We start from the raw sequence: 13,943 nt of genomic DNA, 5'->3' as shown, positions 1-13,943 counted from the left end.
CCGGTGGGTCGGAGAGTCACGACCCACCAAGTCCCTTTTGAAGAGTCTAGCAGGTGCTTGTTTGGGAAAATAATTATAAATTACTAAATGTATATCTTATGTCCTAATTTATGCCTAAATGCTTGACTGTGTAAGAAATAATACGCTATCGTAAACAGCAGCAAACGTGTCACCCTAAGCTAGATGTAGGAGACATTTCTGTGGAATTGAAATGTGCTAATTGCGGACACCCATTATCAAGTGAGGATGCCAAATACTGTAATAATTGTGGTACGCTCACTCCATCACACCCCTTTAGTCCTCACGCCAGGGCCAAGGCGCAAGCTGCCTCTCACGAGGAAAAGTCGTCTCCTACCTCGGAGGATGAGAAGAAACACTCCATTGATAGCCATCCCAAAAGTTCCAGGCCATCCTCAGCGGCGCGTAAGGACGATTGGAAGCTTGACCAGGGTGGTAGCGGCGCGAAATCACCACGTGTAGAGGCTTCTTCCGTGAGCCTGGCGTCATCAGGAGAGAGCAAATCGCGGCAGGGCGAGGTCTCCAATGCGCGTACCCGCCAGAGCGGTGATATCTCCTGGCCGGAACCCGTCACGCACATGGTGACAAAGGAAGCTTCCCCCTCGCTAGACGGAGAGCAGGCCGCTTCCACTCAAATTTCCTTCGATGATTTTGCTGCTGTGCCTATTCCTGCCAAGGTTGGTGAGTTTCGAGTCAAGGTCTGGGATCAGGATGAGAATGTTCACGATCAGCACCCCTTAGCTGATGATGAGGTTGAACTTCAGCCTACCCGACCCCTGCAAATGACCGAGCCTGAGAAAGAGCAGAAGCAAAAAAACACCCACGACGCCGAAGATATTGAGCACCTGCCCACGCAGTCACTTCAAGTTGAGGATATCCGCAAGGAGAGTCAGCTGCATGAGGATCAGGAGCGTCAGCGTCGCGAAGGTTTCGAGATGCAGGAGACGACCCCACTCGTTGCCCAGCCCGCTCCTCAGAATAAAGGCCCGAAGACTCCTCTACCACTCGCTGATGATTTTGCAAAGCCAACATGGAATGGGGAGGATGCCTTTCCTGTTGTCGAGCGAGGCAACAGCCCCCGCCAGCACCCAGAGAGCCCTTCCTTGCCGGGCTTCGATGACAAGACGGTACTGGAAACGCCACACCCATTCCAGAATCAGGATCGTCCCACTCAACTTGATCCAACAGCGACGCCGTTTCTGGGGCTCGATCAGCATGGCTTCCCAACGGAAAATGCTCCAGAGACGCCCCAACCTGCTGCAGAGTGGCAAGGTTATAACGCGTTCGCCTCGAATGAGGTTGCACCCGCGACTCCTTCTCCCGTTCAGCCTACTCCACCCAAAAGCGCAGATCAGAAGTCTTCGGCAGGTCGCGGCAAGCTGATTGCTGGTGTGCTGGTAACTATTCTTGTGTTGGGCGGCCTGGGTTTCTGGCTTATTGTTGGTCACCCTTTCAATCAGGGGGAACCGGCCTGGCAGACCTATAGTAATGGGACCGCGAAAATCTCAATGGAGCTCCCCCCCGACTGGACAACCCTAGCTGGCTCATCCAGCCAGAGCATTGCCCTGGGTGATAGTACTAAAACCGGACTTATCGATATCGCTATCTCCAATGATGCCCCATCAGATTTGACCAAGTACCTGACCCAGCAGGCGACAAAGTTGAGTATGGATAATATTACACCCAGTGGCTCAGTGGCATTTGGAGGCGCTCAGTGGACGCAACTGCATGGTTCGATAGACGTGCAAAGCGCGAGTTATACCGCTGTTTTGCTGGCTACCAATCATAACGGGCATCTCTATATGATAAGCTTCAAAGCGCCCCAGAATTCATACACTAATTTTGATAAAGCGACGTTTTCCCACGTACGCACAACCTTTAAGTTTCTGTAGAGCTCTATTGCGACTGTTTGAGAGGAGTGGTTGAGATTAACAATCTTAACTACTCCTCTTGCTTTGTAGAGGGCAACTGTATTGGTACATCAGCTCTGCATCAAAGATGATGTGCATCAGCATATAATCATTAAACAAGATGGGCAATTGAGGGCGACACCATAAGCATGATTGAGTCGCCCATCACATTCTCTTAAATTTGATGGTATAATTGCAAGCGAATACCAGTATGGTGGAGTTACAGGGGCTTTCCTGTCCCTCCTTCCCTCTCCCTCTTGCCCATCAAACCACCCATGCCACAAAGTGGGAACGTAGCTCCGAAAGCACGACGAAAGGAGAGCAGCGAGGCAACTGGCTGCACGAGAGGAATGTTAGAAGACATTCATTTTGAGAGACATTTTCGTACGCCCTATTCTGAGGGCTATTACATTATGCAGGGAAGCAATCTGCAAAATAATAATCGCCTGGGCACTGTCGATATCCATTTTACAACGACAGCCGTCCATGGCACTCTCATCCTTGAAAGAGATTTGGAGGAGTCTGAGCTTACCAAACTTATAGAGCAAATTGACGAAGATCTCGTGCTTTCCGCTGATATGCCACGCGATGACTTTCTGGTAAGCGTCTATGTTGGACGCGATGTTGGCTTCTATAGCGATGAGTATTTTGCTGAAGAGAATAGCGACTCAGCGGAATTTGAAGACAATGACCTGGGTTGATCTACATAGGCATACATGGTGGAGCGTGACTCATCGAGAAGAGGAGTCACGCTCTCTTGTTCTGGTTTGTATTCACGCCTTCATCGCCAGAGCCCTTGTGGCGCGTTGTCGTTTGCCAATGTGGTGACTAATCCTCTAACAGCCCCCTACGCATCGCGTACTTGACCAGCTCGGCTCGACTATGCAGATTTAATTTGTCCATAATATGCGTTCGGTGAGTATCCACCGTCTTTGGGCTGATGATCAGGCGTTCCGCGATCTGATTATTGGTAAATCCCTCCGCGACCAGTTTTAAAATCTCCCGTTCTCGTTCTGTTAAACTGCTGTAGCTATCCTTCTCATCTCCTGTGCGAGATCGTTGTAAGTAGTCGCCCACCATGACCGATTGCGCGGCTGGCGACAGGTAAAACTGTCCACTGAGAATGACGTGGAGCGCTGAGATGAGTTCGGTATCAGCGGCCTCTTTGAGCATATAGCCAGAGGCGCCGGCGCGCAACGCTTGAAAGATGTACTCATCGTGTTCATGCATTGTGAGCACCAGCACCTTGACGTCCGGCAAGACCTTCTTGATCTGCTTCGTGGCCTCAATGCCGTTCATATCGGGCATTGTGATATCCATTAAAATAATATCCGGCTGTAAGCGCTGCGCTTCCTGAATGGCTTGCCGTCCATCCTGTGCCTCTCCCACAACCTCCATATCTGGTTGCGCGTTGAGCATCATTTTCAAGCCCGCACGGAGAATTGTGTGGTCGTCTGCCAGTAAGATACGTATCTTCATCAAGCAGGCGGTATGAAGCCTCGAATGTGCCCCAGAGGAACGTACCGCCTCTCCTTTCTGATAGCTATAGCCATCGCGATGATAAAGCCCTGGGATAAGCACGATGACTGAGGCTCTAGACTCTTCAATGGGTCTTGGTCTTCATGGCTGATCTCTTTGGAGAGAGAGGGATATATACTTGAACGGTCGTCCCTTTATCTGGTTGCGAGTCAATTGAAAGTGTTCCATCAAAGAGATCGGCTCGTTCGCGCATCCCTACTAGCCCCCAGCCACGCTCCTGACCCGGCCCTGGACTTCCTTTGAGCAGGTCTGTATCAAATCCGCGCCCATCATCGGTAATGGTGGCGTAGATCGCGTCTTGATCTTCTTTAAGCATGACAGTTGCGTTCTGGGCATGAGCATGTTTGGCGATATTGGTGAGCGCCTCTTGTACAATGCGATAGAGAACAGTCTCCATATCATTGTTAAAACGTTCTTTGAAACCTACAGCCTGGAAGCTGACCGAGATGGGGAACTTTTGTTGATATTCCTTGACATACCAGCGCAAGGCTGGTATGAGTCCCAGGTCATCCAGAGCACTTGGGCGCAGATCGATGCTCAGGTTACGGATTGCACGTAGGGTCTGGTGGGCCAGCACACGCGTATCCGCGATGCGGTCACGTGCCTCTTGCGTCTTTACCGATTCTTCCAGTACTGCCAGACTGATGAGCAATGAGGTAAGCACTTGCGATGTCTCATCGTGTAGTTCACGCGCGATGCGCTTGCGCTCCTCCTCCATCGCGTTTGTGATCTGGGAGGCTCGCTGCCGGTTGGCCTCATCAATAGTTTCCAACATAATATTGAACGTCTCGGCGAGCTGGTCTGTTTGCGGATCAAAGCCTGTGATCGAGGCTCGTTGCGTGCGATCACCCTCCTGTACTCTTCCCATAACTTTTCCAAGTTCGGTCAGTGGGCGGAAAGCGATCTGGAGGAGGGCAAAGTTCAGCACAACACTCGTTGACCACCCGGCAATGATAAAAATAACTAGCCCGGTTGGGCCATAGGTATTAATATGAGTTGCGAGCCAGGTTCCAACTGTTGCACCTACAAAAATGATAAAGCTATTCGAGACGAGAACCTTATAAAGAGCAGGGATGCGTAAAAGCTGCCTTAGCAGCGTATTTCTCTCCAACGCATGTGCGTAACTTGAATGACTTTGGCTGTCGGACATGGTGGGCCACTTTCAAGGGGACGATCCCCGGGAGATAGATTCTTTATCGTGTTCATAGGTAATTGTATCGGGTCTTTCTATATGCTGTCAAACGCATCGGTGCACCCTGAATGCCATAGCACATGTGACCAAATCAGGTAGATTCCTGATAAAAATCAGGTAGATACCTGATGCCTCACTGGATAGGTGGCGGTAAGCTAATCTCGGAAGGAGTTCATGTAAGATTCGTTGATCCTGATGTTCATGGTGAAATAAGCAGCTTTGTTAAGACTCCCACTCGTATACCCCTCCACTTTTGGCTGAAATTTTTATTATAATCTGATTCGCAGATGTTGAATGAGGATAAATAACACTTGACCAGGGTGAGTGGGACTTGATGGTAGGCGCGATGAGTCAAGGGTACTCCTCTGTGATAGGTTGTGATATAATCAGCCTCACGGTCGTTCAGAATTATTTGCAAACATACCTTTATTGGAAAGTCTTGATCCTTTGAGGAGGCATAGTGAGCTCTACTTCAAATAAGAAAAGCTTGCTTGACATGGCGACGCAGACAATCGTCCAGAGTCAGGTGTGGCGTTCAATTTTCCGCCACGGTTACCCTGACACTCCACTGAACCAGTCTCTGGTCATGATGGGCAATGTATTTCTGCATCTCCATCCTGTAAAGATTAGCCGTCAGGCGATGAAGATCACATACACCTGGTGCATGGGTGGCATTTCTTTCTTCCTCTTCCTGCTGCTAACGATTACTGGTGTCTTTCTGATGTTCTACTACGTGCCAGACACCACGCAAGCTTATCAGAATATTAATCAGCTCAGTAGCGCTGTGACATTTGGCCATCTTGTGCGTAACATGCATCGCTGGTCCGCACACCTAATGGTTGTCTCGGTGACACTGCATATGATTCGCGTCTTCTATCATGGCGCGTACAAGCCACCCAGAGAGTTTAACTGGGTTGTTGGCGTACTACTCTTCTTTGTTACTCTGTTTTTGAGTTTCACTGGTTACCTGCTGCCTTGGGACCAGATCGCGATCTGGGCTATCACAGTAGGCACCAACCTGGCTCCTTACACCCCCTTGCTGGGCGATGCTGTCTATAAGGTGCTTGTTGGTGGTGGTGCTGTAGCTCAGTCCACGTTGATTCGTTTCTATGTTGGTCACGTTATTCTGTTACCGCTGGCAGGTGCTCTGCTGATGGCCGTTCACTTCTGGCGCATCCGTAAGGATGGCGGTGCTGCTGGCCCCCCACCTCCCTCCCGTCGCGAGGTTGAGGCCCAGGCTGCGGAGCGTGAAGCGCTGAGCGCCACCCGCTAGTTCCCCTTATCCGAGAACCCGAGCGCGCTTGGGGGTTTCGCATAAGAACTCACCCGTGTCCGTTTCGGACTGTTACGGTGCTTTGAAGAGGATACCTAGATGGCAATTGAACCAAAAGATAAGGTACAGACACAAGCATCGGCGACGCAACGGCGGTACCGCACCCTGGCTGTGGTGAAGCAAGAAGCCATTACCCGTGTGGAGAAGCCACTTGAAGACTCTGTCTTCGTGTGGCCTCACCTCCTGGTTCGCGAGTTCTTCGCCGCTACCATGCTTACGGTCATGATTACGTTGTTGTCTCTGGTCATCGACGCTCCCTTGCAGGAGCCTGCCGATCCCAATACTACGCCGAACCCGGCTAAGGCCCCCTGGTATTTCTTGGGCCTTCAGGAACTACTGCACTACTTCCCGCCTTCTACGGCTGGTGTGCTCGTCCCTGGCCTGACACTGACAGCTCTGGCTGTCTTACCATATGTTGATCGCAATCCTAGCCGTGCTTATGCTGACCGCAAGGTTGCTATTGTGACCTTTACGATGTTCCTGATGTTCTGGGCGGTCATTACATTAGCCGGTAGCTTCTTCCGTGGACCAGGTTGGATCTGGACCTGGCCGACCGAGGGCATTTACTTTGACCTGTAATATTACATACAAAACTTCAGGCCGCTCTCGCGCTTAGGTTTTCGTATGAAGGTAAGCAAAAAACAGTGCTATAGCACATTGATGCGCACCATGCAATTATGCGTGTTAAGGATGCAGGAAAAGTAAAAGAGTATTCCAAGAGGGTTATCAATGAGTAGTAACGGTAGTCATGACGATATGTCGCCGATTACGCCGCAACAATATGAAATTCTGCATGGCGGTGGAGCTGAGGCGTCGGAGATCGCTCGTCAGCGTCTCTCACGTCGACGCTTCCTGCGCAGATCTATGCTGGCGGTATGGGGACTGTCCGCCACTGCGGCCGTAGCCGGAGCATTGTATTATATGTATCCAACGTCTGGTGGTGACTTCGGTTCCGCTCAGACAGTGGGTAAGAAGACTGACTTCCCCGCGGCTAAGCCGGAGGAAGTGGCCCTGAACGAGAAAGGTGTATTCTACGTTCCAGCGGCCCGCGCATATGTTATTCATCTCGCCAGTGATGCGAGTTATCTTCTGTCGGGTCAGAACCTGGCGGATCAGTTCGCCCTTGAAAACGTGGTGCGCGATAGTGATGGCTCGACCTGGGTCGCGCTCTATCAGCGCTGTGTACACCTGGGTTGTACTGTGCCTTTCCGTGACGACTGCGTCAGCTTCAAGTGCCCCTGCCACGGGTCGCACTACAATGTCAATGGCGAGTTCCTGGACGGTCCCGCTCCTCGTAGTCTCGACCGCTTTGATATGAGCTTCAAAGATGGCGAAGTGGTTGTAAACACGGGCGTTCTTAATGCTAATGTGCAGCATCCCGATACGACAACACAGTTGCTTGCCAAGCCAACAAAGGAATGTAGCGCGAGCTAATCTCTGCTTCTGCGGACTCTTCAGATGAAGAGGATCGCGAAACAGAGATGTGGCAAATGTGCTGTCTCCGGGCACTTTCTCTTGTTGAGAACGATGTCGCTCGCGGGGGCAGCATCGTCTTGCCGCCTATCTGCATGTTGGACTGACCTCGCTTCTACGTTTCCTTATTCATAAGGAAGCGTGGGTGCGTCAATCACAAGGATAATGTTATGAACATAGGTCAAATTGTCGTAGGCATCATCATCCTTCTGGTTGTCGTGATTGGCTTGCTGGTGATCCTTCTTTCTAGAACAAATGCCGTCCAAAAGACTGGCTACGGGTCGCTCGCGATGCTTTCGCTTGTCGCGATGATGATTCCGGTGTTCTGGATTATTGAGAACCAGAATCAGGCGAGCTCGACACAGAAGTTGCAAGCCTACGCTATTGAGCAGGGCGTCAAGGTCTTCGTTACGAACTGCACAGACGATTGCTATGCGATTGGTAATAAAGATCAGTTGCTCTACGTGAAATACCTGGGGTATGATCTGGCCGATTTAAATAAGATGACCGACAACCAGCTCAAAGCACTTATCACCGCAGGTAGCTATAATCCTAATGCACCTCAGCCTGGCAATGTGAATACTATTCCACGCCGGGATACGTTTGGCGGTCAGCTGAAGGCTATCGACATCGATTATCTGTTCGCGCTCTTCCGCTCGGCTGAACCCACGTATGCTAAAAAACAAGGCTATACGGGTGACGCGGCCATGAATGGTTTTCATGGTCTGATTGAGTACCTGCAAGCGAACAACAAGAACCTCTATGATCAGGCAGTGACGCGGGGCAAGAATGGTCAGTTCGGTGAAGCTATCGATAAGACGGCTGAGTCGGCTATAACCATTCATATCCTTCCTGCCGGTCAGGTGAAAGTCTGCACCAGCAGTGATGGCTGCTTCGAGTATGCCCACCTGAAGGTGAAAGTTGGCACCAAAATTACCTGGATCAATGAAGATAAGCTCGCCCACACGGTGACGGCTATCGACAGTAGCAATCTGTCCAGCCCTAAGGCGCTGCCCGATGTCTTCGATTCGAAGTCCCTCGAAACAGGTAAATCCTTCGAGTGGACGGTAACTGACGCTGCCTATAATCTCGACAAAGACAGTCACCGGGTGATTTACTATTGCTCCGTGCATCCGACGATGCAAGCTGAGTTAGAGATCGTGCCTGCGCAACAGGCATAGTCCTCTCTTCTCATCTGGCACGTCGGGTCACCAGCGGTTTCCGGTGAGCTAACAGATCCTCTGCTAGCTTGCCTGGACGCCTCGCTGTGACGGATGTGTACGGATATGTTGAAAGGGATTGCGATCCATGCAACAAGTGCAAAAAAAGGAGTTGCCTGAGAGGATCTCATGGGCTCGGTCGGTGATTTTTGCCGCGGCCTTCTTCCTGATCTCGGCTATCCTTATCGGGCAGCTTCCGGGTTATGTCTACTTGAAGATGACCGCTGCCTCGATTGAGGGGTTGCAGCAAGGGCTGTTTGGTCTGGCTGTAACCTGCTTGGCGGGCTTCTTTATTGTATTAACTATCGTGTCGCTTTTTGATCCGAAGCCGATAGTACCCCCTGCGATATTCTCGTTCTTTGGTGTGGTGCTAAGTATTGTCGGTCTTGGCTTGACTGGCTGGTCGTATTTCAACGGGCAGTACTTTCCAACCGCTGATACTTCGCTCTGGCCTTTGCTCGGTGGTAAGTTCCTCTGGTTCCGTCCGCAGGCTATTGACCTGCTGATGCTTGGACTGGCGATTCTTACCGTTGGCCTGGCGATGCTTTTCTATAGCGTGCTGGCTTTCCGCGAGCGAAATAATGCGGATCGCCGCGATCTGGGAACAACGCCTCTTATTCGCGGAATGATCATCGCCGCCTCGTTGATGGTGGTGCTCTTCCTGGTCGCCTATTCCATGGTGAATGATCATGGGTTGGCTCTCAAACTTGTGGGCGGAAACACGAAGAATCTGGATGCTGGCTTGCGCTGGGTGAACCTTGGTGTCGGCATCTTCCTGGGGGCCGCCATCTATCTGACGACCGCCGCTCTGGCTCTGCGCCTGCATTATCTGATGCGCCCTTCGCGCCAGCGTACAATGCCCTCGCTTTATGCGGTTGGTACCATTGGTCTGGCTCAGATCGGCGCGATCTGTCTGGTGCTGGCGATTGCGCTCTATCCACTCATTGGTTGGCTTCACACGGTGCCGATTCTGGGCGACTACTTCACGCTTTGCGCGCGCAAGACAGATATCCCTGGTAGCTGCACATTTACGCAGCAGGCTGGTTATCTGATTGATACCATCGTGACCTCGACCTCTTTTGTCATTGTGATGGGAGCGGTCATCGCCTGGAAAACCAATCGTAACCTGGTTGTGGTAGGAAGCGCAGTAACCATTGCGACTATTGCTGCGATGACGTTGCTCATCCATACCGCGCCTGATCAACTTCTTGTGAGCCTGATCTTCTGCGCTGGCATGCTCATCCTCGCTGTGATCTTGACGTCGGTTGGCCGCCGCGAGTTCGCTGTGGTAGGGGAGAATAATCTAGGCTGCCTTGGTCAGTGGTTGATCCTGGGCACCTGTCTCTTCGTATACCTGGGATCATTTGCCTTCTTCTCAATGGCTCCCGGAAGCTGGGAACCTGAGACTGCGCCAAATATTCCCTTTACGCCTGGGACACTCATTAGCGCGCCTGCGAGTGGAGCGGAGACGGTTGTCACACAGACCGATGCCCTGACGATGCTCATTGTCATGGGTATTCTGGCGGCAATCCAGTTTTACTTCCTCGCGCGTAATCGCTATAAAGTGTGATCTCGCGTCAGGACTTATTCCTTCCAGTCTTATGCGAAGATCAACGCCGTTGTCGCGGTAAGCACTATCGCGCTCGGGTTTTCTCATAGGATGTGATAAAAAACATAGGCAGAGAGGGCGGAGCTTTAGTTCTGCCCTCTCTGCCTATGTTTTCTGGTCCCTATCCCTGTGATACAATAACGTACGACTAGATTTCTTGAGAGCAAGCTTACAGTGCTATAGATATTACCTTCCCCAGGGTCTCCGGGATGCATGAGGAGAAGATGAGAGATACTCCTCTGCGTGAGAAGCGGGCAGCGCACTGTGTGGGCTATATGGGAAAAGCAAAACCCGTTAGTGAAAGGAGAGGCGGCATTTCCTCCTGACTTGCAGTGACAAGGATTTCCCCGCCAATAAAACTGATGCAGAACGATTCACCCCTCAAGGTTTTGATTCTTGCGGCAGAGATTGTACCTTTTGTCAAAGTTGGTGGCCTCGCAGATGTGGTTGGCGCGCTGCCAAAGGCCCTCCAGGAGTTAGGACATGATGTGCGCCTGGTGATGCCACGCTATCGGCAGGTTGATCCCCAACGTTTCCATCTGGAAACGATTATTACTGCTCTGCCTGTGAGTATGGGACCGTATCAGGTGGAGGTGAATGTGCTGCGCGGGACTATCGGTCAAGATATACCTGTATACATGATCGATGCTCCACGCTATTTCGAGCGCGATAACCTGTATGGCTATACCGATGATGGAGAGCGTTTTATTCTCTTCTGTCGTGCGGCCCTTGAAGCGGCGCGCGTCTTGAACTGGTCTCCCGATATTGTGCATTGCAACGATTGGCATACTGGCATCGTTCCTAACTGGATGCATACCGTCTACTATGGTGATCCCTTCTTTGCGGAGACCGCGACGGTGTATACGATTCATAATCTAGCCTATCAAGGTATATTTGGATATCGCTTGCTTGAGGTCGCTGGCGTGGCCTCGAAGGGTTTCCTCTATCCCCAGATCACTGAACTCGCAAATGTTGTTGATATTATGGGTCGAGGTATTTTGTTCGCTGATGCCATAACGACGGTGAGTGAGCGCTATGCACAGGAAATTCTTACGCCGACCTTCGGTGAACGCTTGGACCACCTTCTTCGCTCTCGTAAAGAGCGTGTCTTTGGTATCCTCAATGGAATTGACTATCAGGAAAATGATCCCGCTCATGATGAGTATATCCGTGCCCCCTTCGATGCGGCTGAACTTGATAAGCGCATAGAGAACAAGCGGGCTTTACAAGAGCAGGCGCACCTGCCTGTCGATCCCGATATTCCTATTCTGGCGATGATTTCACGCCTTGCTGATCAGAAGGGGTTGGATCTGTTGGAGCAGATTATTCAACCGTTACTGGTGCAAGGGGTGCAGATGGTGGTGATGGGTATTGGCGATCAGTCATACCATGAGCTCTTTCAAAGCTTCGCTGCTCGCTATCCAGAGCAGTTCGCGGTCTTCTTTACTTTTAATACCGAGCTGGCGCAACGGATCTATGCGGGAAGCGATATATTTCTGATGCCTTCGCGCTTTGAACCCTGTGGCCTCAATCAGATGGTCGCGATGCGCTATGGCTGTGTGCCGATTGTGCGCAATGTGGGTGGTCTGGCTGATACGGTTCAGAACTATGATCTTAGCACTAATGTGGGAAATGGCTTCCTCTTCAACGATTATGACCCCTGGCAGTTCTTCGCTGCTATCGTGCGTGCTCTAACCGTCTATCGCTTCAAAGATGTCTGGCGAACCTTGCAACAGCGAGGGATGGCTGCCGATCACTCCTGGGGAGCCTCCGCGCGCCGCTATGTTGACATTTATCGCAATGCGCTGGCCTATCATCGCAATGGTGAGTAATCCACTTTCCTGCTGAGTTTATGGGATGCGGTGCAATCAATAAGATCGGGCTTAGGCCCGGTCTTTCGTTCTTTAGAGCTTGTTTGAGAGATCGATATGAATGGAACAGTTCTGTCAAAATGTCTGCATTTATTGACATAAATTCGATGAAATGATACTATGCCTAACTAGAAGAGTTTTAATGTGCGGAAATGGATCGGGGATGTATGCCGCGCTATGCGGTCCCTGGGTGGATTTGCTGTATGGAATTGATGGATGATGCCTTCGTGGATGAGGGGCAAGAGCAACGATTGCTGAGCCGACGTATAAGCCTTCAGAGCGCCTATGAGGCATTATCTTTCAGTGACGATATTGTGCTTACAAGCACGTTTTGGCAGCGTGCCGAGACTGTGAGCGTGCCTCTGGAAGTTCTGGTTCGCTGTGTCCGTGCCTGCCATCTCCCTGCGTCCCTTCCTCAGCAACGGCGTCTGATCGAGATCATCATTCGGCGTACGCAGCGGGAGAACGAGTGCTGGGCTACATCGCTTCTGGCACGCCTCCCATTACATAGTGATGAGCGATGTATGCTTATCGGCGACCTGTGTGCGGACCTCTATGAGAGTCTTGTACGCGCTCTGCTTGACGCTAAGCGCCATTTTTGGGAGGAGCATTTTCATCACTGCTTGCGCTATGAACGTCAGCATGTCTATCGTAGCTTTATGATGCGCGAGGGACGCTGGCGTGATCGCGATGTCGCTCAGGGTGTTCGTATCCCCCGTGCGCTTCAACAAAGCCTGGAACGGGCTCTTGACCTGGATAATGGCGATGAAGCGCGCCTCGAAATTGAAGATGCTCAGGCCGAACGTATGCTGCGCTCCGTCGAGACCAGTGCCCTGCTTAATCTGGTGCTCAGACTCCCTATATCCTTGCGGAGCGTTTTGCTTCTGCTCTTTTGGCAGGACCAGACTGAGATGGAAGTGGCTCGTACGCTGAATGTGAGTGACCGAACTGTGCGCACGCGTAAGCGCCAGGCCCTGGAACAATTACGCTGTATCCTACAAGCAGAAAGCGGAGGCTCTCTATGACGGAGCGGAAAGCGGAATTGATGCGCATCACTGCGCGCTATGTCGAAGAAGTGCAGGCGGGCAAGGCTCCATCCCTGACGGATTATCTCAGACGTTATCCACAATATCAGGGAGAGCTTCTCGATTTTGTGACCTATTATCATGCGTTTGAGTCGACGCTAACGCCTTCTTCCGCCGCGCTCCCGCTCTCTGATCTATCTCGTACGTCTCTGGAGCGTGCCTACGCCCAGATTGAATATAGGGCATTGGATGATACTCCACATACTTTGCTTCTTAGCCGCCAGCGAGAAGAATTGTCTGTGCGCGATCTTGCGGATGCTCTTGAACTAAGCCCTGATATTGTTCTGCTGCTTGAGAAGCGCGCTCTTCTCCCTGCCAGCCTGCCTCGCGCGCTCCCTGAGCGCCTCTCAGACATTCTTGGCTATTCGGTCGCGCAGATGGAGTCATTCTTCGATGACTCACGCTCCACGAGCCGTAAAGTTGCCGAATCCCGAAATTCTTATAGCCACAAAGAATCAAGCTCTCAGGACACAGTCTCTCGCCAAATCTTCTCCGAGATCCTACTGGCTAGCTCTGATCTTTTACCCGCGCATCGAGAGAAGTGGCTTGCTATCCTGGCACAAGAGAAGCGCACAATCTCTTAGCATATGTGCTATGATCGTGCTATAAAAAGCATTTGCCAACGCCGCCGTTCAGGCGGCGAAGCTAGCCGCCATATAGTTCCACTTCAAGCTGAGCTTGTGTGGTGCGACG

At 51.4% G+C, this 13,943-nt stretch carries 12 protein-coding genes; 10 read left to right on the top strand and 2 right to left on the bottom strand.

Features of this window, described 5'->3' with window-relative positions; all coding sequences use genetic code 11:
- Positions 1 to 200: 200 nt before the first annotated feature.
- The gene (locus K3T82_RS40680; protein ID WP_220199209.1) at positions 201 to 1,910 is read left to right on the top strand and encodes a zinc ribbon domain-containing protein; all 1,710 of its coding nucleotides are present in this window, start codon (positions 201 to 203) and stop codon (positions 1,908 to 1,910) included.
- A gap of 431 nt (positions 1,911 to 2,341) precedes the next feature.
- Positions 2,342 to 2,629 carry a hypothetical protein gene (locus K3T82_RS40675; protein WP_220199208.1) on the top strand — a complete coding sequence of 96 codons (288 nt, stop codon included), beginning with the start codon at positions 2,342 to 2,344 and terminating at the stop codon, positions 2,627 to 2,629.
- Positions 2,630 to 2,756: 127 nt separating this feature from the next.
- Here K3T82_RS40675 and K3T82_RS40670 read toward each other — a convergent pair whose 3' ends face one another.
- A complete protein-coding gene (locus K3T82_RS40670) occupies positions 2,757 to 3,509 on the bottom strand; it encodes a response regulator (protein ID WP_236031858.1) in 753 nt (250 codons plus the stop codon).
- 22 nt (positions 3,510 to 3,531) lie between these two features.
- On the bottom strand, positions 3,532 to 4,617 hold the full coding sequence (locus tag K3T82_RS40665; RefSeq protein ID WP_220199207.1) for a sensor histidine kinase: 1,086 nt from the start codon (positions 4,615 to 4,617) through the stop codon (positions 3,532 to 3,534).
- A 538-nt stretch (positions 4,618 to 5,155) separates the two neighbouring features.
- Here K3T82_RS40665 and extP point away from each other — a divergent pair.
- From extP to K3T82_RS40625, 8 genes are all read left to right on the top strand, one after another.
- Positions 5,156 to 5,932: a selenite/tellurite reduction operon b-type cytochrome ExtP gene (gene extP, locus K3T82_RS40660; RefSeq protein WP_236031857.1), complete on the top strand. Its 777-nt coding sequence runs from the start codon at positions 5,156 to 5,158 to the stop codon at positions 5,930 to 5,932.
- Positions 5,933 to 6,031: 99 nt separating this feature from the next.
- The gene (locus K3T82_RS40655) at positions 6,032 to 6,571 is read left to right on the top strand and encodes a cytochrome b family protein (protein WP_220199205.1); all 540 of its coding nucleotides are present in this window, start codon (positions 6,032 to 6,034) and stop codon (positions 6,569 to 6,571) included.
- 150 nt (positions 6,572 to 6,721) lie between these two features.
- A complete protein-coding gene (locus tag K3T82_RS40650; protein WP_220199204.1) occupies positions 6,722 to 7,426 on the top strand; it encodes a Rieske (2Fe-2S) protein in 705 nt (234 codons plus the stop codon).
- A gap of 209 nt (positions 7,427 to 7,635) precedes the next feature.
- The gene (locus tag K3T82_RS40645; RefSeq protein WP_220199203.1) at positions 7,636 to 8,646 is read left to right on the top strand and encodes a cupredoxin domain-containing protein; all 1,011 of its coding nucleotides are present in this window, start codon (positions 7,636 to 7,638) and stop codon (positions 8,644 to 8,646) included.
- Between the two features lie 127 nt (positions 8,647 to 8,773).
- Complete coding sequence (locus K3T82_RS40640) at positions 8,774 to 10,255, top strand: hypothetical protein (RefSeq protein WP_220199202.1); 1,482 nt, start codon at positions 8,774 to 8,776, stop codon at positions 10,253 to 10,255.
- A 401-nt stretch (positions 10,256 to 10,656) separates the two neighbouring features.
- Positions 10,657 to 12,126, top strand: coding sequence for a glycogen synthase GlgA (gene glgA, locus K3T82_RS40635; protein WP_220199201.1), 1,470 nt, complete (start codon positions 10,657 to 10,659; stop codon positions 12,124 to 12,126).
- A gap of 242 nt (positions 12,127 to 12,368) precedes the next feature.
- Positions 12,369 to 13,190, top strand: a complete 822-nt coding sequence (locus K3T82_RS40630; protein WP_220199200.1) for an RNA polymerase sigma factor — start codon at positions 12,369 to 12,371, stop codon at positions 13,188 to 13,190.
- On the top strand, positions 13,187 to 13,834 hold the full coding sequence (locus K3T82_RS40625) for a hypothetical protein (RefSeq protein WP_220199199.1): 648 nt from the start codon (positions 13,187 to 13,189) through the stop codon (positions 13,832 to 13,834). The genes K3T82_RS40630 and K3T82_RS40625 overlap by 4 nt, the downstream gene beginning before the upstream one ends.
- The last annotated feature ends 109 nt before the right edge of the window (positions 13,835 to 13,943 follow it).

The organism is Ktedonospora formicarum, from assembly GCF_016587355.1.
GTDB classification, from domain to species: domain Bacteria; phylum Chloroflexota; class Ktedonobacteria; order Ktedonobacterales; family Ktedonobacteraceae; genus Ktedonobacter; species Ktedonobacter formicarum.
This window is presented reverse-complemented; position numbering and strand designations above follow the sequence as displayed.